Annotated in this window: 16 protein-coding genes; 13 read left to right on the forward strand and 3 right to left on the reverse strand. The window is 57.4% G+C overall.

The window, feature by feature from the left end:
* Positions 1 to 643: 643 nt before the first annotated feature.
* From EOS_RS10015 to EOS_RS10040, 6 genes are all read left to right on the forward strand, one after another.
* A complete protein-coding gene (locus EOS_RS10015; RefSeq protein ID WP_047846478.1) occupies positions 644 to 1,582 on the forward strand; it encodes an aldo/keto reductase in 939 nt (312 codons plus the stop codon).
* A gap of 33 nt (positions 1,583 to 1,615) precedes the next feature.
* On the forward strand, positions 1,616 to 1,999 hold the full coding sequence (locus EOS_RS10020; RefSeq protein WP_047846479.1) for a nuclear transport factor 2 family protein: 384 nt from the start codon (positions 1,616 to 1,618) through the stop codon (positions 1,997 to 1,999).
* A gap of 421 nt (positions 2,000 to 2,420) precedes the next feature.
* Positions 2,421 to 2,792 (forward strand): DUF6697 family protein, encoded by a 372-nt coding sequence (locus tag EOS_RS10025; RefSeq protein WP_047846480.1) that lies wholly within the window; start codon positions 2,421 to 2,423, stop codon positions 2,790 to 2,792.
* 173 nt (positions 2,793 to 2,965) lie between these two features.
* Complete coding sequence (locus tag EOS_RS10030) at positions 2,966 to 3,733, forward strand: tetratricopeptide repeat protein (RefSeq protein WP_047846481.1); 768 nt, start codon at positions 2,966 to 2,968, stop codon at positions 3,731 to 3,733.
* A gap of 138 nt (positions 3,734 to 3,871) precedes the next feature.
* Positions 3,872 to 4,264 (forward strand): carboxymuconolactone decarboxylase family protein, encoded by a 393-nt coding sequence (locus EOS_RS10035; RefSeq protein WP_047846482.1) that lies wholly within the window; start codon positions 3,872 to 3,874, stop codon positions 4,262 to 4,264.
* A gap of 37 nt (positions 4,265 to 4,301) precedes the next feature.
* Positions 4,302 to 5,258: an SAM-dependent methyltransferase gene (locus tag EOS_RS10040; RefSeq protein WP_047846483.1), complete on the forward strand. Its 957-nt coding sequence runs from the start codon at positions 4,302 to 4,304 to the stop codon at positions 5,256 to 5,258.
* Positions 5,259 to 5,267: 9 nt separating this feature from the next.
* Here the strand turns inward: EOS_RS10040 and EOS_RS10045 are convergent, their stop codons facing one another.
* Positions 5,268 to 6,662 carry a heavy metal sensor histidine kinase gene (locus EOS_RS10045; RefSeq protein WP_047846484.1) on the reverse strand — a complete coding sequence of 465 codons (1,395 nt, stop codon included), beginning with the start codon at positions 6,660 to 6,662 and terminating at the stop codon, positions 5,268 to 5,270.
* Entirely contained in the window at positions 6,659 to 7,330 is a 672-nt protein-coding gene (locus EOS_RS10050) for a heavy metal response regulator transcription factor (protein WP_047846485.1), read from the reverse strand. Before EOS_RS10050 ends, EOS_RS10045 begins: the two co-directional genes overlap by 4 nt.
* Positions 7,331 to 7,851: 521 nt before the next feature.
* On the opposite strand from EOS_RS10050, the gene EOS_RS10055 reads away from it, so the two are divergent.
* From EOS_RS10055 to EOS_RS10080, 6 genes are all read left to right on the forward strand, one after another.
* Positions 7,852 to 9,108, forward strand: coding sequence for an efflux RND transporter periplasmic adaptor subunit (locus EOS_RS10055; RefSeq protein WP_047846486.1), 1,257 nt, complete (start codon positions 7,852 to 7,854; stop codon positions 9,106 to 9,108).
* A gap of 12 nt (positions 9,109 to 9,120) precedes the next feature.
* A complete protein-coding gene (locus EOS_RS10060) occupies positions 9,121 to 12,225 on the forward strand; it encodes an efflux RND transporter permease subunit (protein WP_047846487.1) in 3,105 nt (1,034 codons plus the stop codon).
* Between the two features lie 20 nt (positions 12,226 to 12,245).
* On the forward strand, positions 12,246 to 13,739 hold the full coding sequence (locus EOS_RS10065; RefSeq protein WP_047846488.1) for an efflux transporter outer membrane subunit: 1,494 nt from the start codon (positions 12,246 to 12,248) through the stop codon (positions 13,737 to 13,739).
* A gap of 924 nt (positions 13,740 to 14,663) precedes the next feature.
* On the forward strand, positions 14,664 to 14,981 hold the full coding sequence (locus tag EOS_RS10070; protein WP_047846489.1) for a DUF4148 domain-containing protein: 318 nt from the start codon (positions 14,664 to 14,666) through the stop codon (positions 14,979 to 14,981).
* A 658-nt stretch (positions 14,982 to 15,639) separates the two neighbouring features.
* Positions 15,640 to 16,440: a hypothetical protein gene (locus EOS_RS10075; protein ID WP_152693106.1), complete on the forward strand. Its 801-nt coding sequence runs from the start codon at positions 15,640 to 15,642 to the stop codon at positions 16,438 to 16,440.
* A 77-nt stretch (positions 16,441 to 16,517) separates the two neighbouring features.
* A complete protein-coding gene (locus EOS_RS10080) occupies positions 16,518 to 17,765 on the forward strand; it encodes an oligosaccharide flippase family protein (protein ID WP_047846491.1) in 1,248 nt (415 codons plus the stop codon).
* Positions 17,766 to 17,797: 32 nt separating this feature from the next.
* Here EOS_RS10080 and EOS_RS10085 read toward each other — a convergent pair whose 3' ends face one another.
* Complete coding sequence (locus EOS_RS10085) at positions 17,798 to 18,400, reverse strand: serine O-acetyltransferase (protein WP_047846492.1); 603 nt, start codon at positions 18,398 to 18,400, stop codon at positions 17,798 to 17,800.
* Positions 18,401 to 19,562: 1,162 nt separating this feature from the next.
* On the opposite strand from EOS_RS10085, the gene EOS_RS10090 reads away from it, so the two are divergent.
* Positions 19,563 to 21,758 carry a polysaccharide biosynthesis tyrosine autokinase gene (locus EOS_RS10090; protein WP_047846493.1) on the forward strand — a complete coding sequence of 732 codons (2,196 nt, stop codon included), beginning with the start codon at positions 19,563 to 19,565 and terminating at the stop codon, positions 21,756 to 21,758.
* Positions 21,759 to 21,763: the final 5 nt, after the last annotated feature.

A 21,763-nucleotide genomic window follows, 5' to 3' on the forward strand; every position in this document is an offset into this window, starting at 1 on the left:
GGCGTATTGAATAAAATCACCCTACCCGGCCAACTTGCCACGTACGGTATCGTCAATCGATGCCTTGAAGGGGAAGGCTATTAGTCGAATCGAATATAGGGGAAAGAACAAACGAATCACTGCTTTGAGCCACGCCAAGTGGCCTCTGCGGGTCGGCTGCGGAAGTGTGGCATCGGTCCGTCGGCCATTAGAAAGCTTCCCCTGCCGCCCTGGAATTCGTCTGCTACACTGAACCAAGAAGCAGACCTATTGGGCGCTCGGTTTGACCCTTATGGCGGCGGCTAAGTTGCGAATCAACGCGACTCCGCCAAGACTTCAACTCCCGCACACTCGATACAGAATTCGGCCTTTAGAGAGAAGGGCTTCACGGCCACGCTGCTGCTCGCATCGGGTTATCGAGACGATTCCGACCCCTTTGCCAACGCTCCGAAGTCACGCCTGCCGATGAAGCGGCAGTTCACATTCCTTCGAATAACGAGACTCAGTAGGCAGTTCACGAACTCTTTAGCTAGGGATTCGCTATGAAACGGTTAGCCGACTCAATGATGTCGACGTTTTTTCTGTTCATGGACCTGGCGCCACAATCGCGCGCTCAAGCATCTGTCCTTTGTCGCTGGGCGCGAGATAGTGCGGAGGTGTCGTCATGACTGATCCTTCCGATTTTCGGAGCAGAAGGATAGTGCTTAATCACGGCGGCGGCCGTATGCCCGCGCTCGGATTTGGCACGCTGATCCCCGATGCAGCTACGACCACCCGCTCTACCAGAGACGCGCTGGAAGCCGGATATCGACACTTCGATTGCGCCGAGCGATATCGCAACGAGCGTGAGGTGGGCGAGGCCCTGCGGGTAGGGCTTGCTGCTGGAGGAATCGCGCGCGAAGACATCTTTGTGACCACAAAATTGTGGAACTCCAATCATCGGCCCGAGCGTGTCGAACCGGCTCTCGAGGCGAGTCTTGGCAGGCTCGGGCCCGACTATCTGGATCTCTATCTCATTCACACTCCGTTTGCGTTTCAGCCAGGGGATGAGCAGGATCCGCGCGATGAAAACGGCGATGTCATCTACGATAAAGGCGTGACTTTGCTCGACACGTGGAAGGCGATGGAAAATCTCGTCGACCATGGAAGATGCCGCGCCATCGGACTGTCTGACATCAGCTTGAACGAATTGCGGCCCCTCTACGAATCGGCACGAATCAAGCCGGCCGTGGTGCAGGTCGAAGCACATCCGTATCTTCCGGAAACGGAACTTCTGGAATTCTGCAAGGAGAAAGGGGTAGTGTTTTTGGCCTTTGCGCCATTGGGTCACGGAATAAGGCCGGGGCCGCTTGAGGACCCGGTCATTTCCCAGATTGCCGGGCGAATTGGAAAGACGCCAGCGCAGGTACTGCTTGCTTGGGCGGTGCAGCGTGGCGGGGCTTTGCTTACCACCCCCAAGACTGCGGCCCGCGCGCGAGAAAATTTCGACATCTCTGCGCTTCCAGCAGACGCGTTTGACGACATCAATCGGATTCAGACCAGGCAGAGGTTCAACGAAGTCGTCAAGACTGGCAGCCCGGGCTTCATCCCGCAAAGTAAATGATAGTGAAACGTGGACCGCGGTCGGAGGCAGCCGATGCATGAGGAAAAAATACGTGAAGCCCTGAATGCGCACTGGAACGCGTCGGCAGCCGGCGATCTCGACGCGGAACACGATATTTACGATGACGATGCCGTCTGTGATTATCCTCAATCAGGTGAACGAATCCTCGGGCGGATCAATTTGCAGGCATTGCGGAGTCATCATCCAGATAAGCCATCGGGTTTCGACGTCAGGCGAATTCAAGGAGAAGGTAATCTCTGGATCACGGAATACACTATCGCCTATCAGGGGCGAGCGGCATACGTGGTGAGCATCATGGAGTTCTGCAACGGTAAGGTCGTTCACGAGACCCAGTATTTTTCGGATCCCTTTGAAGCACCGGGTTGGCGGAATCGATGGGTGGAGCAGATCGCGTGACGTCGCGTTGCGGGCGCCCCGTGTCCACCGTCCGGTGAGAGTCGAGAAAACTCATCCGCTTTTCTTGTCAGCGGACATTCGTAGCAGCGCAACCACGAGGTATCCCGAACGACCGCAATGGCCGAACTTCGGGCGTTCGCCTCGACAAGACGATTGTCTCTTCATGACCCCGACCTTGCCTTTCGGGATCGGCTTATATCGACCCGAATGAGCTAGCCCACCTCCTTGCCGCGACACACCAGATTTTCCCGTCGCCACTGACCACGCGGCTGCCTACCGCGCACATATAGCCAGGATCGCAAGAACCCATACATACGGGCGGTTTATCTCCGCAGCAATAGATTTGATCTATTTTTTACGCACGTTCCGCTATCGTTCGAGGTTGAAGTGGGAGTGTGTCGTATACGTTGCTGGAGATAGCATGTTCGAATTAGGAAAAGAGTATTCACGCGAATACATTCACGCGGTATGCGGGGGCAATAAACAAGCGTTTTTACCGGCTAGCAAAGGAAAAATCGTAGCCGCTTGCCTGCGGCCAGATCTGAATCCTCAAGCGCCTGACGTGATCATCTGCAACAGTAGCAGCTCGGCCCGGGCAGCGGGAAGAACGCTTGCAAGGCAGGGCGGCTCCATCCCTGTGTTCATCGAGCAGGCGACGGATCGCCTGCGATACGCAGGTGACTACGCTGTCGCTGAATCGCTGACTGCGCCTCTGGATTGTGAGCCTTATGCCCGGAATACCGGTTTCACCATCCGGCAGATATCGCGGGTCATCAAGCTCAAGCGCTGTTAGCCCGCAGCCCTGTGGAGCGCATGTGCCCCCGCCCATGAAAGGTTTCATCCCACGACCTGGACATTGAGCCGGGGGCAACTTTATTATTCGCTGGACGCGTACTACTCTGTATATGAGGAACACAAAGGATGCGGACCCGCCGCATAACTCTGAGCCCTCAAAAACGAATGCACATGCCATACCTGGGAATCGGTCTTCACGTAATTGTTGCGATCTACTTTGCCGTGCATGCGGTACGTAGCCGCCAGAACATATACTGGCTTTTGCTTTTGTTTGCTTTCCCGATGCTGGGAAGCCTCGTGTATTTCTTCGCCATCTACCTGCCAAGCCTGCGCCAGTCGCGCGGCGCGCACGTGGCCACGCGGGCCATCTCTCAACTGGTCGACCCTAATCGTGCGATACGCGAGGCGCGCTCCGACTTCGACCGCGCGCCCACCGTGGAGCACCGCATGCGCCTGGGTGCAGCGTTGCTTGCGGCCGGCAACGCCGGCGAAGCGCTCGAGCACTATCAGGCCGCTGCGAACGGCCCCTTCGCCACTGACCCAGCGCTGCTGCTCGGCCTGGCACAGGCACAGTTCGCTGTTGGTCAACACGCCGCAGCCGACGCTACCTTGTCCAGCCTGTTTGCTGCCAACCCGCGGGCGCGTCAGCAGCCCGAACCGGCCTTGCTCTATGCGCGCACCCTGGCCGCGCTTAAGGCGCCCGGAACGCAAGCGGCCTTCGAGCAGGCCCTGGCGTGCGCCAGCGACGCCGCACCCCGGTGCTTGTTCGCAGACTGGCTGGCCGGGCAAACGGATGAAGCAGATCACCGACGGGCCAGCAGCTTGTATGCGGAAATTGCTCACGATGCCAAACACTGGCCGCGTCACGCCAGGGAACACAACCGGGAATGGCTGCAGCGCGCGAACGCGGCGCTGGCCACGGCATCGTCACGTCGATAAACGGCGGTTAAGACCCGCCATGCTCAGTTGGCGAATGGGCAAGTATCAGGTGACGACGCAGCGCGCTTTCGGCATGCTCCGCTCGTTGGAGGGCATAATCTTCAAAGGCAAAATCGTGCCGATATCGAGGAGAAACACATGAGCTACCCAGGTCCGGTCGAGTACGACCAAGGCGCGCCCGCGGTCCGCGCGGTATACGACGATATTATGCACACCCGCCAAGTGGACGACGTCAACAACTTCTGGAAATTCATCGCGAATCACCTTCCAACGCTTGCGCGCACGTGGCATAGCCTCAAGGACATCATGGCGCCGGGAGCACTGGATCCGCTGGTCAAGGAACTGCTCTACGTTGCGGTCAGCGTAACCAACAACTGCGCATATTGTGTGGCGAGTCATACGGCGGCCGCCCGTCGCGCAGGCATGACCGACGAGATGTTCGGGGAATTGCTTGCCGTCGTCGGCATGGCGAACGAGACCAACCGGCTTGCAGTTGGATATCGCGTGCCCATAGACCCCGCATTCGAATAAAATCGATGAGACAACTCCCTTAGCCGCAGGCTGAAGAATGAAAAAAACCCCTGAATCCCAAGCCTCAGACACTAGTCACAATCCACTGATATCTCACGGCGCCGACTCACAAAATGGCTGGGAAGATCGGCTGCAGGCTATCAAGGCACGGTTGCGCAAGGCAGGCGATCTTCCGGGTGCAACCGTTGACCAGCAAGTCAGCTTGCTGGAGCAGTTATCTGCTTTCGAACTCGGCCGGTTCCTGCTTGAGAATCGTGGTCTGAATGCGTACTGGACGCACCAGTTGGTGACCTACCGTCAAGGTGCCGAACCGGCGGGCTCACTATCCCCGCTCGAGGTCCGGATTTTCGAGAAGTTGCCCGCCGTACTGGCAACCCGGGAACGTTTCGGGATCTTCCGTCAACAGTTACAAACCTTGCTCAAACCGGGGCTTGCACTGGCATCGATTCCCTGTGGGTTGATGGGTGAATTACTGCTGCTCGACTATGACGGGCAGTCCGATATCACCTTGACAGGCATCGACCTCGATCAAGAGGCGTTGAATGGCGCCCTGGCGCTGGCGAAAGAACACGGGCTAGCCGATCGCTTGTCGCTGCGCTGCGAGGACGCCTGGATTTCTGGACCAGAAGGGGAGTTCGACGTACTCGCGAGCAACGGTCTAAATATCTACGAACCGGACAATGCTCGCGTAAAAGCGCTGTATCGCTCGTTCTTCAACGCGCTGAAACCGGGAGGCACGCTGGTCGCGAGCTTCCTGACACCACCGCCGGCTCTGTCCGAAGAGTCTCCGTGGAATCTGACAGAAGTCGACCATGAGTCGCTGGCGCTTCAGCACCTGATGTTTGTACGCATCATTGAAGCGAAATGGAGCGCCTTCCGTACGCACGGGCAAACCATGGCGCAACTCGAGGAAGCGGGTTTTGTCGATATCAGGTTTATCAATGACCGCGCGCGTATGTTCCCAACCGTTGTCGCTCAAAAGCCGATGCGATAAATACCGGATTCAGGCGAGGCGCGGAAAATACAGTGCGAAGGTCGTGTTGTCGCGTTGGCTCATGACGTCGACTTTACCCCGATGCGATTCCATGATGGATTTCACAATCGCGAGGCCCAGGCCCGTGTTTTTTGCTGACCCCTGTCTCGACGCATTGACCCGATAAAACCGATCGAAGATCTTCTCGACGTGCTCAGGTGGAATAGGCTGGCCCTTGTTCGTGACCTCGACGACTACGTATCCTTCCGACTGGTAAGTGCGCAGTTCGACGTCGGATCCCACGGCGGCATGGTCGAGCGCATTCGACACCAAGTTGCTGACTGCCCGCCGAAACATCAGCGGGTCCGCCAGGATCCTGGTATTCCCATTGATGACGAAGTGGACGCCCGCTCCCTCTGCGATGCCTTGAAAATACGAGGTCAACCTGGCGAGTTCAAATTGGCAGTCGACTTCGCTCAGCTTCAGGTGCTGCTTCGAATTGTCCGTCCGCGCGAGAAACAACATGTTCTCGATCATGCGCTGCAGGCGTTCGCACTCTTCAATATTGGACTCGATGAGAATCTCGTAGTCTTCAGTCGTCCGCGTGCGCGATAGCGTAACCTGCGATGAACTGATCACGTTCGCTAGCGGCGTTCGCATATCGTGCGCGAGATCGGACGAAAACTGCGAAAGGCGCAGAAACGCCCGCTCCAGACGATCAAGCATGCGGTTGACCGATGTGGCAATCTCCTGCAGTTCGACCGGACCGGCGGCTATATCGAGCCGCTCGTTCAAGCGATGCGCTTCGATGCTGGACGTCTGGTGGCCAATGGTCTTGACGGGTGAAAGACCCTGCCTGGCTATGGCATAACCCAGGGCACCCATCAGAATCGCACCGGCCGCTATCGCAAGCCAGACGTCTTCCTGATAGCTTCTGAGCAGCGAGTGCCGCTCGCTTGCTACATGTGCCAGCACGATGCGAATGGTTTCTCCCGATGGCAAGGTTTCGTCAGCATAGATGCAGCGAGACGATCCGATGGTCGGGGGATTACATGAATACGCCGCGTGTTGATAGTGACGCCCCGGCCCGACAGAGTTCAGCTTGCGGGCAGGCGTGATGGAGTGCTCCACCAGCATATCGCCGCGCTTGTCGGAGAGGGCGAGAAATACTGCGGGGTGCGACTGCAGGACTTCGTGGAACACGGCGCTGTGTTGAACCACCGCTTGTGTTGAACCGAAGTCGCGAGCCTGTTGCAGGAACTGATCAAGCTTCTCAGCGATCTCCATGTCGTCGCGTCGTTGCAGTTCGAGCGCCAGAGCGTTGTACAAGAATCCGCCTACCAGCGCGAACGCCAGCAGGGCGACGATCGAAAATGCGACTGTCAGACGCTTGAGCAGCGAATAGGGCTTGGCGACGGCAGTCACGACCGGTCCTCGAGGACATAACCCATGCCTCGAACGGTATGCAGCAATTTCTTCTCGAAGCCGTTGTCAATTTTCGCGCGCAGCCGCTTGACGGCGACGTCAACCACATTCGTGTCGCTGTCGAAGTTCATGTCCCAGATCTGGGAAGTCACGAACGTTCGTGTCAGCACCTCGCCCTGCCGCTCGGCAAGGAGTTGCAACAGAGCGAATTCCTGCGCGGTGAGATCGATGCGAGCGTTTGCGCGCCGGCTCCTTCGCCTGACCAGATCGACTTCGAGATCCCCTACGGTCAGGACATCGCGTGTCGCACGCGGTGCCCGGCGAATGAGCGAGCGAATCCGCGCGAGAAATTCGACGTAAGCAAACGGTTTGGACAGGTAGTCGTCTGCGCCCAATTCGAAGCCGGCGACCTTGTCGTCGACCGTGTCTCGTGCGGTGAGCAATAGCACCGGCGTGTTTTTCGTCATCCGCAAGCGCTTGAGCACCTCGAGCCCGCTCAGTTCCGGGAGCATCACGTCGAGCACGATCAGATCGAACTCTTCATGTAGCGCCAGGAAGAGGCCGTCTTTTCCATCCGCGGCGGTATCGACAGTGAAACTTGCTTCCGTCAGCCCTTTTCGAAGATAGGACGACATCTTCGGCTCGTCCTCGATGATCAGTATCCGCATTGCACGTTTAATTTGATGATGGGAAGCCGGTGGGTTCGATCCCAAAGCTACCGCAGGTTAGCTTGACGATAAGGGCGCAAAAATGGCGACAAAATTACATTTTTGTCATGTAGCAGCACCCGGCAAAACAGTCATCCGGTTAGCACGTCGCCGTCATGTTCCAGCTGACAAGCTAGCGAATCCGATCGTATCAGTTGCGCTTCGCGTTGTCTTTTTGCGGCTTTTTTACAAGCAAATGCGGCTCTGAGGACACGTCCAGGAACCCGCTCTGCAGATGACCGGAATGTCATTTTTCCGCCACGATATGTTCAGTGGTGCGATCCAACAATCGAGACTCTCAGAGGCCGGCCTCAACGACTTTCGTTCGGGCCTTAAGCATCCTTAATCGATTGATCAAAGAAAATGAAAAACATTCAGGCTGCAGCAACGTGTATGTTCGTTTGTCCAACCGTGGCGGGTGAGGCAGTGAGTCCCACCATGTGGCGGCGGATACCGCGGTGGAACCCTTTCGGAGCTGCATCATGCTGATCCGCAAGCGGCTCTATGTATCGATCGGCGCGGCAGGCGCCGTTATCCTGGGCGGTCTCGCCGTTCATCATGCGCAGTCCTCGCCGGCGCCGAATCCGGCGCTGGCCGCTGCCACCGAGGCAGCGCCGGCGGTGCCCAATGCAGTGGACGTATCGCGCGAGGCGCTGGGCAATATGAATTTGCACTTTGCCACAGCCGAGCTCCAGCCTCTGGTGCGCACGACGCAGGTCACGGGCGTGGTCGGCTTCAACGCGAAGCGTCTGGCTCAAGTCAGTTCTCCTTCACGTGGACGTATCGAAGCGATCGACGTGGTCGTCGGACAGCACGTGCACGCGGGCCAACGGCTCGCCATCCTGGACGACTTCGATCTCAGTGACGTGCGCAGCCAGGTGGCCGGTGCGCAGGCCGCGGTCGCCGATGCGGCAGCGGCGGCCACCACAGCCGAGATAGCGTTGTCACGCGGCACCGAACTGCTCGGCATTGGGGCAATGGCCCAGAGCGAACTCGAACGTCGCCGCGCAGCGGTGGCGAGTGCACAGGCCACGTTACGCTCGCGCCAGGCGGAGCTGCAAAAATGGCAAGGCATGAGACAACGGCTTCAGCCAACCGGATCGATCGCGAGGAGCGGCGAAAGCAGCGCCGTTGCCCAACTCAGTCCTCGCGATTCGCTGGGCGCAGTCGTTGCGCCCTTTGACGGTGTCATCAATACGGTGGGCGCCGCACCCGGCGATATTGTGGACACGTCTCTGCAGATCTTCACGGTCGCGGACCTCTCCACGGTTTGGATGCAAGCCAACGTCCCCGAGCGTGAACTGAGCGAGATCAAGGAGGGCGACGCGGTCACAGTCACCGTGGATGCTTATCCCGGCAAGCAGTTTGCGGGACATGTCGCCTACATTGCCGATCAGGTCGACCCAAACACCGGCACCGTTACCGTACGAGCCGACGTGCCGAACACCGACGGTGCGCTGCGCGCCAACATGTTCGCGACGGCAAACATTGCCTCGCCGCTCGGCCGCAACGCCGTGCTGGTACCCGATGAAGCCCTGCAGGATGTGGACGGTAAAACGGCGGTCTTCATTCCTTCCGGTGCCGGCCATTTCACGAAGCAGATCGTTCGCACGGGCATGAGCAGCGACGGGTTGACCGAAGTTGTCGACGGCTTGGCGGCCGGCACGCGGATCGTGACCGGCGGAAGTTATTGGCTAAAGGCCGATTTCCTTCAGAACGCCATTCCAGACGAAGGCTGAGAGGCCACTCACATGATCACAAAAATTGTCGAATCGGCGCTGCGGAACCGCGCCGTGGTGCTGATGCTGGTCCTGCTGCTGGTCGGTATCGGTTTCATGAGCATGGACCGTCTGCCCTTCGATGCCGACCCCGACATCTCGCCGCTCCAGGTGCTCGTTACAACACAGGCGCCGGGACTTGCGCCACTCGATGTCGAGCGCAACATCACCGCGCCGATCGAACTTGCCTTGCAGGGTCTGCCGGGCATGCATGGCCTGCGCTCCATCTCGCGATACGGCGTTTCCGTGCTTTACGTGCGCTTCGCGGATGGCGGGGACATGTACCTCGATCGCAACCTCGTGACCGAACGCCTGCGCGACGTGCAGTTGCCGCCGGGCACCAGTCCGCCGCAGTTAGGTCCTCTCTCCGATGGCCTGAGCGAGATCTACCAGTTCCAGGTGCGCGGCAAGGGACGCTCGCTGATGGACCTGCGCACGATCCTCGACTGGCAGGTCGCTCCGCGGCTGCGGCAGGTGCCTGGCGTGGTGGATGTGAACGTCAATGGCGGCGAACTCAAGACCTACGAAGTACAGGTATCGGACGATGCGTTGACTCGCTACGGCCTCTCTATCGACGACGTGTACAACGCCGTGCAGATGAACAACGGCGCAGCCGGGGGAGCCACGATCGAACATAACGGCGGCGAGGCCATTATCCGCGGCGAGGGATTGCTCCAGAGCCGCGCGGACATCGGCAACATTGTGCTGCGCACCCGCAGCGGCGGAGCGGCGCTTTACGTGCGCGACGTTGCGAAGGTGGTCGAAGCGCCGATGCCGCGCCTGGGTGGCGTGACGCGCGACGGCAAGGGCGAGGCCGTTGTCGGTGTGGTGTTGATGATGCTCGGACAAAACACGCGGGTGGTCGCGCAGAATGTCGAATCGTCTATCAGGCAGATCCAGAAGTCCCTGCCGCCCGGCGTCGAGATCGCTCCTTACTACAACCGCGCGGATCTCATGAATCGCGTACTGCATACCATTGCCCACAATCTCGCCGAGGGTGCGATTCTCGTCATGGTCGTGCTGTTCCTGCTGTTGGGGAATATCCGCGCCGGGCTGATCGTGGCGCTCGCTATCCCGCTCTCCATGCTGGCCGCGATCACGGCGATGTACTACGCCGGCATGTCCGGCAACCTGATGAGCCTTGGCGCGATCGACTTCGGCCTGCTGGTCGACGGTGCGGTCGTCCTGATCGAAAACGTGGTGCGCAGGCGCGCTGAAATGCCGGATCGTCCGGTCGAGCAAGTAGTCCGCGAGGCTGCACAAGAGGTGGCGCGGCCGGTCACCTACGCCGTCATGATCATCACCGCCGTGTACCTGCCCATCCTCAGCTTGCAAGGGGTCGAAGGGAAGATGTTCAAGCCGATGGCGATGACTGTGATCTTCGCGCTCATTGCATCCCTCGCGCTGACCCTCACACTCATGCCGGTACTGGCGAGCTTCCTGCTGCGGCGTCGCGTGGCGGAACATGATAGCCGCATTATTCAGTGGGCTCGCCGGGTCTACCGGCCGGCACTGACACGAACCGCCCGCCATCCCGCCATTACCATGGGACTGGCCGTGCTGCTGCTGTTGAGCGCCTGCATCGCCGGCTCGCGGCTCGGCGCGGAATTCCTCCCACGCCTCGACGAAGGTGCCCTGACTGTTACTACGACCAAGCTGCCGGGCATTTCGCTGACATCGGCCATCCAGACTCAGACGATGATCGAGCGTACGCTGATGCGTTTTCCGGAGGTGCAGTCGGCAGTCACGCTGGGAGGAACTTCCGAGATCCCGACAGACCCGATGGGCGTCGAGCAGAGCGACACCTTCATCATGCTCAAGCCCACCGCCCAGTGGCGCACCGCACGGACGCAGGCGGGGCTGATCAGCGCCTATTCAGACGCATTGAACCGCGCCGTGCCCGGCCTGCAACTGAGTTGGGCCCAGCCTATCGAGATGCGCATGGACGACATGCTGCAAGGCGTACAGGCCGATCTTGCCGTGCGGATCCACGGCAACGACCTCGACCTGCTGCACGATGCGGCCGAGCGCGTGGCAGCCGTTCTCGCGCGGGTTCCGGGAGCAGCCGACGTACAGGCCGAGCAGACCGTCGGCCAGCCTTACCTGCGTATCGTCGTCAATCGCGAGGCGGTGGCGCGCTACGGCCTGAATGCCAGTCAGGTACTCGACCTCGTGCAGTCCCTCGGGGGCCGCACGGTGGGCACGATCGTCGATGGGGACGGCCGGTTCGACATCCGTGTTCACCTCCAGCCGAATGACAGGAACAGCGTCGCGAGGATCGGCGATCTTCGCGTGAGCGACGGTGCAGGCCGCGCGGTCCCCCTTAGCGAGATCGCGGACATACGGATGGAGCCGGGACCGTCGGCGATCGCGCGGGAGCAGGGGCAGCGCGTCATCACGGTTCAGGCTAATGTGCGCGGCCGCGATCTTGCCGGCTTCGTGGCGGCCGCACAGGAGGCGGTAACGTCCCAGGCGCATTTGCCGCCGGGATACACCGTCTCGTGGGCCGGCAGTTTCCAGAATCTGCAGGAGGCCATGTCCCGGCTCACCATCGTCGTTCCGATAGCGCTCGCGCTGATATTCGCTCTTCTGTTCCTGATGTTCAAAAGCATGCGGCTTGCAGCCCTTATTTTCTTCAACGTGCCGTTTGCATCGATTGGCGGAATCTTCGCGCTCTGGATGCGCGGCCTGCCATTCAGCATCTCCGCTGCAGTCGGCTTCATCGCATTGTTCGGTATCGCGGTGCTGAACGGCGTGGTGATGGTGAGTTACATCGAAGAGAAGCGCGCAGCCGGCCTCGATCCCGTGGAAGCGGCCATGCAAGCGGCAATGACACGGCTTCGTCCGGTGCTGATGACCGCGACTGTCGCGAGCCTGGGTTTCCTGCCCATGGCGCTTTCCACAAGCTCAGGCGCCGAAGTTCAGCGCCCGCTTGCTACGGTAGTGATCGGCGGCCTGGTCTCGGCCACGCTGCTGACGCTATTGGTCCTGCCCGCTGTGTATCCCTGGTTCATCGGCAAGCGACGGGAATCGCGGGCGTTGGTCGAGCCCGCGTCGCGGCCGCAACTCGCAGAATAAGAAAGGTAGGTTTCCCAGTCATGGCTTCAAAACGCTCATCAAGCCTGTTCGCGACACTGCTGCTCGCGGGTTGTGCCGTTGGACCGAACTTCAAGCAGCCGTCCGCGCCGGCCGGTGCCGGATACACGCCGGAGCCACTGGCGCCGGCCACGGTGTCAGCGCCGGGTGCGCTTGGACAGGCGCAGAAATTCGTTCAAGGTAAGGATATTTCCAGTCGATGGTGGGAGCTGTTCCGGTCACCGCCCCTGAACGATCTCGTGGACCGGGCGCTCAAGGCCAATCCCACCATAGCGGCGACGCAGGCGTCGCTCAAGGTCGCCCAGGAAAATATGCTGGCGCAGGGCGGGTCGCTGTTTCCGAGCGTCAGCCTGGATACGTCCGCCAGCAGGAACGAGACGTCGACCGCGAGCCTTGCACCGGTTGCCGCAAATGGCAAGCCGATCTATTCACTCTATACGGCCGGCCTTAGCGTTTCATATTCACTCGATGCGTTCGGTCTTAATCGCAGGACGATCGAGTCCTATGCGGCGCAGGCCGACAATCAGCGCTTCGAACTCGAGGCGGCGTACCTGACGCTGAGCACTAACGTCGTGCTCGCTGCGGTCCAGGAGGCTGGATTACGCGGCCAGATCGCGGCTCAAGAGGAGACGATCCAGGCCGACACGAAACTCCGGGACATCCTCCAGCGCGAATATGCAGTGGGGGAAATCGCCCAATCGGACGTCATTCAGCAAGACGCCGTCCTGGCCCAGGCGCAGCAACTGCTGCCACCTCTGCAGAAACAGCTGGCGCTCCAGCGCAACGCGCTGATTGCGTTGGTAGGCGGCCTGCCGAATCAGGATGTCGTCGAGAATTTCGATCTTTCCTCATTGCATCTGCCTGAGGACCTTCCAGTGAGTATTGCTTCGAACCTGGTCGTTCAGCGCCCCGATATCCTCGCCGCGGCGGCGACGCTGCATGCGGCTAGCGCGCAGGTCGGCGTCGCGATTGCCGACCGGTTGCCGCAGCTTTCATTGACGGCGACGTTAGGCACGTCGCCCAATGCAATAGCTAGTGCATTCTCGCCGTACAACCAGTTTTTCACGGTGGTCGGGAAGTTGTCGCAACCGATTTTTCAGGGCGGAATGCTGTTGCATCGTCAGCGAGCGGCACAGGCCGCATTCGACCAGGCTGCCGCGCAATACCGAGTGACGGTAATCGGCGCCTATCAGAACGTGGCCGATGTCCTGAGGGCCTTGCAGTACGACGCCAACACACTGCAAGCCGCCGTCACCTCCGAGCAGGCGGCTTCCCGAAGTCTGGAACTGGCACGCCGTGAACAACAACTCGGGTCGATATCCTATCTGTATGTCTTGAATGCAGAGCAGACCTATCAGGCTGCCCGGCTCGCGCTGGTACAGGCGCAGGCGGCTCGCCTGTCCGACACGGCGGCGCTGTTTCAGGCCTTGGGCGGGGGCTGGTGGAATCGTCCCCAAGCGAATCCGCGAGGCAGTGCACAGATAGCGGGCAAGTGATTTTTCGTCCGGCTGTTTTGGCCGGGTGACAAAATCATTTTCACAATTTATTTGATTCGATTTCCTCAATAATTCATCCATAGTGTGGAGGCGGCACTGGACTGACGCCCGGATTTGCGCCCTGACAATGCTGGACTCTTATGCTGTGGCCGGTGCTCCTCTGTTCTATCGGCGCAGGCATCGTTCCATACGTGACGGGTGCTTTTCAGATTACGGAAACGTCATTTTCGCGTCACCTCACGTTTGGGTGCGCGATCCAATAATAGAAACTGTACGAGATCAACACACAGTCCGGTTTCTCGCTCTCAAGCAGATTTTAGAAGATTAAGTTTGCCGCTGAATTAGACACTACGACGTTTTAAACATGAGCGTTTTCTGATGATCGTCGAAACTGGCTTCTCGTTAATAATTATGTATAACTGAATAAAATACATTGCTTTGACCGCTTGATTAGTCTTCAACGGAAGACCACGCTGCAATCGGTCGACGCATCACCTCAAAGGTCAACTCATGGCGACAATATCTTCTACGCTGGGCCGTCTTATCGTCACTTTGGTTTTACTCGGGGCGGTGGCGGGGTGCGCCGCCCCTGCGGCGGGAAGAAGCTTGTATGCATCGCGCTCCAGCGAAGCACCGAGACTTCCGCCTAGCTATCCCTGTCAGAACATGCACGTGAAAACATTGAACTGTCCCTCGAGATGAGCGGGCTATCGCGGTAGCGGGAGCTTGTTTCGTTCGCACCCGGATCGCGGCGGCAACGAATATCAGAACATGACGGCGATGTAATGTACGCGTCAGTCTTGCGTCACTCCCTCTTGCGCAGAATAAGGCTTACTCACTCTCCTCACGACGAGGCGGTGAGACCCGAGGCTTCATTCGCAGTGTGTGAGGCCGTCCACAGCTAAATGCAAAAGGTAATCCACCATGAAATCTCTTATCTATGTAGCGTTGGTTGCAAGCGCGCTGGCCGCTCCGGTTCTCTCGTTTGCGCAGGAGTCCAATGGGCCGGTGACGCGTGCTGAAGTGCGCGCGGACCTGGTACGTCTGGAACAAGCCGGATATCGCCCGGGCGTGAACGACGTGCACTATCCAGCCGATATTCAGGCCGCTGAAGCGCGCGTTCAAGCGCAGGACGGCACGACGCTGAATAACACCGCGGTCGGCGGAGTCTCGGATGGTTCCTCGCAGGCGGGCGCACCAACAACAATTCCTGGCGCTCACTCGATCTATTTTGGTCATTGATCGATCGGTACCCGGTTTGCATATGCTACGAACTGGCTCTCAGGCGTTATCCACGGCGAGCCGGCAGTGCTTCTACTTCGACCACGACGTCGGCCCGTGGTGGGTAACCCAACACCTTTGATGCAGGTTCCACCAACGTTCGCTCCCGGCACCGACCCGGGTAGTAGACGTTCGCGCATTGGCCCACGCTAAATTTCTCCGAACGATGTTGGGACAAATGGAGCCTCAGACTCGCAAGTGCAGGATCGTTGCGATGGTGCATGTTCCGGTGGTGTCCTGAAATCCCGCGCAACAACTCACGCTCTCCACGTTCCCGCCGCTCTTCGAGTCGTACTGCTACTCCTTATTATTTCAACACGGGGCAAGGCGACTTAGCCAAATTCCGACAAAGCACAGATTCAAGGCGACATGCCGGGTTTTCACCGTTTTGAGATGTTCTACTGACCTAATATAGCCGTTGAGTTGTGGCTGACCTGAGTTGTATGCTGAAGGTCGACAGCCCAAGGCATGGGTCATTTGGCTAGGCGGCAAATCTGGCACCGCGGCCTTAATGGGGTCTTGAATTTTACTTGTCGTCAACCTGGACGTTGAGCAGGACCAACATGAGGGATGAATTCACATGGATGGCGAGGGCGACCGTAGCGTGAAAGGAGAAGATATGCACATGATCGTTGTAGTTTACTACCCCGCTTACTTGAAGAAAATCGCACAAATTACGCGGGTCTTCGCCGCCTGGCAAGAAATGAGATCGTTGCGAGTAGTAGTAAATAACCCGGCAATCAGCGAAAGTCATGCAGAAAGCGTATTTTCCAACGTCTCCTCGCACGTAAAGATCATTCGACACGACAATGAAGGGCTCGAATTTGGTGCGTACCAGCGAGGCTTGAACGACCTGAGAATGAGCGTTCCTGGAAGTTTCGCTTGCTTGTTTGCTAACGACACACTCGGCACGCATCAGCCAGTTGACAAATTTTTCTTGCGAAACCTGCACCGCGCGGCACGCACCCATATGGGGACGAAATTCATCGCGGGCCGGATCGATTCAGCGGTACGGCAGGTCGAAGTCAACCATCTCCTTGGCACACGTTGGGTGCGCTCCAATCTTTTCGTAATGGATGATGCCGCGCTCGTGAGCATCGACCACGCGATCTACGCGCCGGAGCTGAACGCTTATATCAACGATAGTCCGGACGAAGACATTTTTTTTGGACCGGGCGTTGCTCGTTCTCTCAGGCAGCACATATCGGGCTGGCTCCTCTCAACGGATCCACCAGCCTGGTACAAGGCCGAACCGCTGTCGGTTAAAAATCACGCCAAGATGGCAAATAAAGCCCGATGCATACTCCAGGAGTTATTTTTCAGTATGCGTCTTGCAAATTCTTCAACCGGCTTTGTTCAGCCGTCTCCGTTGACTATCGTGGAAAAAATTGCAGTTAAAGCAGGGTTGAAGAAATTTTAGCTGAAGTGGAGCGTCCGTTGCGAAATAAGATTCGCCTCCGAATGCTTCGAACCGACCAATTTTAACGAACGAGTACCATGGCATCGACAAGAAAAAGTATCGTTGCTCTCTATGCGGTCCAGCTGATAACTTACGCTCTGCCGTTGATCACGATACCGTATCTTTCGTACGTCCTGGGTCCGGCCGGTATCGGTACGATCGGTTATGCGCAAACGGTCGCACAAATCCTGCTGATTTTTGTCGATTTCGGGTTTGATCTTACGAGCACTAGAAAGATTGCCATCCACAGGAATGAGCCGGGCATAATAAATAGAATATATTGGACAACGATGAGCGCAAAAACCGTGCTGGCGTTGATCGGTTCGGGAATCCTGATTTTTCTCGCTCTGGCTGTTTATAAAAGTCCCGAAGATCAAACTTCGCTGTTACTCGCGAACCTGGTTTTATGGGGGAACGTGCTCACTCCCACTTGGCTGTACCAGGGATTGCAGCGAATGTCGGTGCTTGCGGCGTCGGTTGTGGTGACAAGAATCGTCCTATTGGCGCCGCTTTTCTTGCTTGTAAAGGGGAGTGGGGACGTCGGGCTGGCAGCGGGTTTGCAATTTGCGCCCTCATTAATTTCTGGCCTGGTCCTTACGGCAATTGCATTTTTTCAAAGTGAAATACGTCTTAAGGTCGAGACAACGGCCGAATCGATCCTCGCAGAAGCGAAGGAATCGTATCATCTCTTTCTCAGTTCGGCTTTGACCTCAATATACATGTATGCCAACGTGTTGCTCTTGCGATTAATAAGCGGCAGCGTCGGCGTGGGGTACTACGTTGCCGCGGATAAAATAACAACACCTCTTCGCCAACTTTCAACACCTCCCATACAAGCGTTTTTCCCGAAGATATGTGGCATGTATGCGGAGGGTGACCATCTCGGCGTTCAGAAAATCATACGACGGTTTATTTTGGCATTTTTGGCCTCAGGCATACTGATTTTTGTGGGATTTGAGCTCTTTGGTGCGTGGTTCATCCAGAATTTTTTTGGAAGCAAATTTCATGAAACCTTCCAGATATTGCGGGTAATGATTATTGTGCCCGTTATCATCGGTGTTGCAGCGACACTCGTTCAACTTCGCCTCATCGCCTCTGGAAATCAGGCCGTGCTTAAAAAGATCTATTCTCTCGGCGCTATTTTCCACGTCTGCCAGGCACCGTTCGTCATCTATTATTGGGGGGCGGTGGGCGCAGCTTATTCTGTAGTAGCAACCGAAGTACTAATGACTGCCATGATCATCTATGCTTCTAAAGAGGTCAGCGAAAAGTACCGTTTTGCATAACGCGTTGGCGGCGTGGAAAACGCTGAAAGTGATCAAGAAAGTGATTCGTTCACGCGCTTGCCATCGCGTTTGACAATCCGGGCGGGAACACCAACAACGGTTGAGTTAGCCGGCACGTTTTTAACGACAACTGCATTCGCCCCGACCTTCGAGTTGTTCCCTAGTGTAACGGCGCCGATCAGTTTGGCGCCTGCGCTGATCGTCACGTTGTCGCCAATGGTTGGGCAGTCGTCGGTATTGGAATACCCAATCGTAACCTGTTGATTTATCCAGCAGTTTGCTCCGATCGACTTCGCAGCAATTATCGTGGCAAAACCGTGCTGAATGAACAAGCCAGGTCCAATAACGTCGGTCGAGATGAACAGGGTGTTCATTGGGCGGCACAACGGATTGACGATTTTTCCGAGCCAACCCACGCGATGATAAAAAAGATTCCGATATTCGGGGTAGATGGTCATCAATCGAATGAACGCGAGGGCAGGGCCGGATTTTTTATCTTTCATATATATGTCGTTCCAGCGATCGATATCGGCTCGAATCAGCCCATTTTTATCCCGGGTTGCCAGCAGAATTAAATGGGGAATGAGACGAATAGCACTGAATACCATGCCAATCGTTTTAAGAAAATTCTTCATAATATGTGGCTACTAAGGAAAACAGAGTGATCGCCGTATCGTGTTCGAGCGTGATGACAGATGGTCTCGCTCAGAACGTTCGCGCGCCGGTAGTGGTTGGCGCGGCGCAGATGGATGGATGGATGCGCTGCGAGCATCGACGGCAGCAACACAATGAATATGTCCAATCCCGCATCTGAAGCTTGATTCGGAATCCGAACGATAGATAAGGCTAGCCAACAACTTGCCTGCTTTCCGCTGTCACTTCCGTGCCGACGCACCGTCCGGGTGCGAGCAACGCGCGGAACGGGCTGTGTTGCGATCTCGTGCATGCCAAGCGTGCCCTGTAATTACGCGCGCTCGCAATGAAGCTGCACGGCTTTGGTGAGTGCGGCCTGTAATGCATCTTCCGGGTTGTCAAAGAATCCCGTGGACGGGGTGTATGGACGTGCGTCGCTACGGGACCGCAAGTAATACGTGTATTTCGGACCAAGCTTACGAACTTCGATCAGATACTCCCCGTCGTCATGTGGACTGTATGTGTACACGAGAATGCCTCACATCGCCGATAAGTTTGAGACGAAGCGTAGCCACGAAGAAACGCATCGTCAACCGCGCGGGTGAAGTTGACGGTCGAGATTTTTTTGATGGAACGTCATTAGGGAGTCATAGAACAGGCCATTGAGTGTTTCGCAAGGCCTGTCGACTTCCTTGCAGATCGTACCAAATTTTTTCCAGTAAGAAGGAATGCAGTGCAATTGTTACGCGCTGACAAAATTTATTTGTGAGGCGTTAGGCTTTGCAAAGTCTTTGGTCGTGAGAGCGCACGGACGCGACGTCTCTATCAAGTGCGGATCTGACTCCGGCTTCAAGACTTCTTTACAGTTTTTTGACACGTTAGGTATCCTTATCGTAACAGTGTGTAATAAATCCGATTTTCACGATACGAAACAGTCGGTGCTCAAGCGCACGTCCGCCGTAAGTTCTTGGTTAAAAGATAGTAGATAGAAGACAACAACGGGGACTCAATCGCCAAGTCTCGTTTCCGGCGGGTTCGTGTGATTTACTCCTGCCTAGCAACCAAAGAGTTGCTTCCTGCCACCGGAGACTGGCCCCATGAAACGAATTTTCACTCATATTTTCGAGTTCTATGTTTCGAGCTCTGTGACGAGACGAGAGTTCTATGACGAGACGAATCGCGCCGCGCTATATCGACCCGCCAGTGAGGGATGACGTTTCGCTGTCTGAGAACGTTGATGTTGTAATGGAAAACCGAAAGACGGTTTTCTGGGTCGTAGTAACCATCTTCTTGCTAGGTCTTGCCTACGCGTTCCTTGCGCCGCCAGTCTATCGCGCAGACGCCATGATTCAGGTCGAAGACCCGAACAGCAGCAACACCAGCAGCCCAACACCCTGGCAGAACAAGGACGCGAGTACTCCGTTCGACCCTGCTGCCGCGACTGCTGCCGAGTCTGAACTGATCCGTTCCCGCGCAGTCATCCAGCCAACCGTCAAGGCGCTCAACCTGAGCGTTGACGCGACACCAAAATACTTTCCGGTCATCGGTCACTGGATCGCGCGGCAGATGACGGGCAGCGAGCCGGCCAAGCCGTTACTCGGCTTGAGTGGTTACGCGTGGGGTGGAGAGAAGATCAGCGTCGCCACGTTTAGCGCGAAGGAGGACGAGACCTACACCCTGACGGCCGGGACTGGCGGCTCCTACGTTTTGCAGAACAGTGACGACATCATCGTCGCGCGAGGGACAGTAGGCGAGGACACGGTTGGCAACGATCAGGGCGAGAACGTTTCGATCAAGGTCAGCAGTCTTGCGGCCAATCCCGGTACACGGTTTTCGGTCAAGCGTTTGCGTGAACTAGATGCAATTGATCGTTTGCAAAATGACCTGAAGGTCGAAGAGCTGGGTAAACAAGCTGGAATTCTTTCAGTTACGCTTGAAGGTCAGGATAACGTAAAAATTACACAGATTGTCAACGAGATTGCGCGTAAGTATGTCGCACAGAATGTGGAACACAAGAGGCAGGAAGCGCAGACAACACTTGCGTTCCTGGACCAGCAGTTGCCCATACTGAAGACGGCGCTTGAGCATTCCGAAAATGCCTACAACGCGTTTCGCAACGCGCACGGTACGGTCGACTTGAGCGAGGAGAGCCGATTGCTACTTGGGCAAATGGTAGATGCCCAGTCCAGGCAGATGGACCTCGAGCAGCGGCGCAACGAGCTCGCGCATCGGTTCTCGGACCAGTACCCGGCTGTTGCTTCTCTGACCCAGAGCATCGAACAGTTGAAGGAGCAGCAACGCGCCTTCACCGATCGCGTCGCGGTGTTGCCAAACACCGAACAGAACGCGCTCAGGCTGTTGCGCGACGTACGCGTCAATACCGAGCTGTATACGAACATGCTCAACAGCGCACAGCAGTTGAACATTGTCAGGGCGGGGCAGATGGGCAACGTCCGGGTGGTCGACTGGGCGATGACGTCAGCCAAGCCGGTCAAGCCGAGAAAGACGGTCATTGCCGGTATGTCGCTGATGGTTGGGTTGGTCCTGGGTCTGGGGATGCCCTTCCTGCGTCGCCGATTTCGTCCGGGCATGGAGCACTCCGAGCATTTCGAGCATGTCCTCGGTGCACCGGTCTACTCGGTCGTGCCTCACAGCGAGAAGCAGGCCAAGCTCGAGAACCGGTTGCGTCGCGGCGCGAAAGGACAGCATTTGCTGGCTACGCAGGCGCCGGACGACATTGCGGTCGAAGCAATTCGCAGCCTTCAAACAGCGCTTCACTTCGGCGCGTTTCAACCGCAGAACAACATCATCCTGCTCACTGGGCCGCGGCCGGACGTAGGAAAATCGTTCCTCGCTGCGAACCTCGCTACCGTATTGGCAGCGGGAGGAAAAATGGTGCTGCTGGTCGATGCAGACATGCGCGGCGGCGATATCAACACGTACTTCGATGTCCCGGCCAGCCCGGGCTTGTCGGAAGCCGTAGGAGGTCAGCCGCCTGAACGTTTGATACGCCGTGGCGTAGCGGGGACCAATCTCGACTTTCTTCCAAAGGGCACGAAGCCGGGCAACCCGACTGAACTGCTGATGAGCAACCGGTTCAAGAGCTTGCTCGACGAGTTCTCTAGGCGCTACGACGTGGTCGTGATCGATGCGCCACCGCTGCTGGCCGTAGCGGACGCAGCGGTAGTCGCGCGCTACGCCGGTACGACGCTGTTCGCAGTGCGGCATGGACGGCACACCTCGGCCGAGATCGCTGAAGCCGAGCGGAGACTGTTGAACGCGAACGTTGAAGTGAGCGGTGTGCTGGTGAACGACGTGCCGCAGCGAAGCATGAAGTACGGGTCGTACTACCCGGGGTAACGCCG

This window comes from Caballeronia mineralivorans PML1(12), from assembly GCF_001028175.1.
GTDB classification, from domain to species: domain Bacteria; phylum Pseudomonadota; class Gammaproteobacteria; order Burkholderiales; family Burkholderiaceae; genus Caballeronia; species Caballeronia mineralivorans.

Bases quoted from the DNA above. Each gene is read 5' to 3' on its own strand.
- EOS_RS10025 (WP_047846480.1), top strand. From the start codon at position 2,421: ATGTTCGAATTAGGAAAAGAGTATTCACGCGAATACATTCACGCGGTA.
- EOS_RS10040 (WP_047846483.1), top strand. From the start codon at position 4,302: ATGAAAAAAACCCCTGAATCCCAAGCCTCAGACACTAGTCACAATCCA.
- EOS_RS10035 (WP_047846482.1), top strand. From the start codon at position 3,872: ATGAGCTACCCAGGTCCGGTCGAGTACGACCAAGGCGCGCCCGCGGTC.
- EOS_RS10070 (WP_047846489.1), top strand. From the start codon at position 14,664: ATGAAATCTCTTATCTATGTAGCGTTGGTTGCAAGCGCGCTGGCCGCT.
- EOS_RS10055 (WP_047846486.1), top strand. From the start codon at position 7,852: ATGCTGATCCGCAAGCGGCTCTATGTATCGATCGGCGCGGCAGGCGCC.
- EOS_RS10065 (WP_047846488.1), top strand. From the start codon at position 12,246: ATGGCTTCAAAACGCTCATCAAGCCTGTTCGCGACACTGCTGCTCGCG.
- EOS_RS10060 (WP_047846487.1), top strand. From the start codon at position 9,121: ATGATCACAAAAATTGTCGAATCGGCGCTGCGGAACCGCGCCGTGGTG.
- EOS_RS10030 (WP_047846481.1), top strand. From the start codon at position 2,966: ATGCCATACCTGGGAATCGGTCTTCACGTAATTGTTGCGATCTACTTT.
- EOS_RS10075 (WP_152693106.1), top strand. From the start codon at position 15,640: ATGCACATGATCGTTGTAGTTTACTACCCCGCTTACTTGAAGAAAATC.
- EOS_RS10085 (WP_047846492.1), bottom strand. From the start codon at position 18,400: ATGAAGAATTTTCTTAAAACGATTGGCATGGTATTCAGTGCTATTCGT.
- EOS_RS10020 (WP_047846479.1), top strand. From the start codon at position 1,616: ATGCATGAGGAAAAAATACGTGAAGCCCTGAATGCGCACTGGAACGCG.
- EOS_RS10080 (WP_047846491.1), top strand. From the start codon at position 16,518: ATGGCATCGACAAGAAAAAGTATCGTTGCTCTCTATGCGGTCCAGCTG.
- EOS_RS10090 (WP_047846493.1), top strand. From the start codon at position 19,563: ATGACGAGACGAATCGCGCCGCGCTATATCGACCCGCCAGTGAGGGAT.
- EOS_RS10015 (WP_047846478.1), top strand. From the start codon at position 644: ATGACTGATCCTTCCGATTTTCGGAGCAGAAGGATAGTGCTTAATCAC.
- EOS_RS10050 (WP_047846485.1), bottom strand. From the start codon at position 7,330: ATGCGGATACTGATCATCGAGGACGAGCCGAAGATGTCGTCCTATCTT.